Source organism: Psychrobacter sp. 1U2 (assembly GCF_051847575.1).
The window spans coordinates 1-1,022 of record NZ_JBPYDC010000498.1 but is presented as its reverse complement, the minus strand read 5'-3'; the positions used below and the strand labels follow the sequence as shown (position 1 = coordinate 1,022).

General features: G+C 42.2%; 1 protein-coding gene. It reads left to right on the top strand.

Features of this window, described 5'->3' with window-relative positions; genetic code table 11:
• Positions 1 to 1,022 (top strand): histidine kinase dimerization/phospho-acceptor domain-containing protein (locus ACS8FD_RS16850; RefSeq protein ID WP_439276690.1); only part of this gene is annotated, 1,022 nt, incomplete at both ends.

Sequence of the window (1,022 nt, the reverse complement as noted above, 5' to 3'; positions counted from 1 at the left end):
GTATTTGCCAGAGCTTAAAAACCATGCGCGTTATTTAACCAGCGAGCTGCGTTTGATGAATAGTGCGAGAATAGACTGGCAGGACAATCCAAAGATGCAACAATGGCTGTATCGCAACTCACACGTGGTAGTCGTTGATAATCCTAGTGACTTTCCACAAGTTGAAAACAAAGTTTTTGTAGGAGTATTCACTGACGTTTTACAACGTGAAATTGGAGCACAATTAGGACGACCAGTTGAAGTATATTTTAAATTTAAGCCCACACCTCAGCTATGGGTACAAGACAGCCGCGACCAAAGCTTTTGGATTCGTGAGCCCGTTGTCTATTATTCACAATATAGCCCAACATTATTGGCGTTATTCTTGTTAGGTTTGCCAATTTTGACTTTGTTAACGATCATCTTACTAGCACGTCAGCTAAACCGCCCGCTTCGTTACTTACAACGTGCTGCAACCAATTACATTCGTCTCGGTCATGCGACTACTTTGCCAACGCGTACAGGACCTACTGAGATACGCCAGGTCAATACGGCGTTCAATCGTCTATTTACAACGCTTAGTCAAGCGCAAAAAGAACGCACGATCATGCTGGCTGGTATCTCACATGATCTACGCACACCGCTAACACGCATGCGTTTAACCGCTGAGATGTTGCCTGATGACTTTTTCCGTGAGGGATTGATTTATGATATTGAAGACATGGATGCAATTTTAGAGCAGTTTATCTCTTTTATGAAAGATGGATCTGATGAGCCTGTACGCCTTACCAATTTAGACACGATATTTAATGAGATTATTGTACAGTTTGCGCCTATGCCGTTTATTTACCAATCAGAGCTTCAAAAAGCTGTACCAATACGTCCCTTGTCCATAAAGCGCTTAGTTATAAACCTTGTGAACAATGCAAATCGTTACGGTAAGCCGCCGATTTATTTGTCTGCCAGTATCGTACCGACCTTTATTGAAACGGTTGTTACAGAAGATACTGATATTGTGACCGAAAGCGAGGTAAATCAAGAAG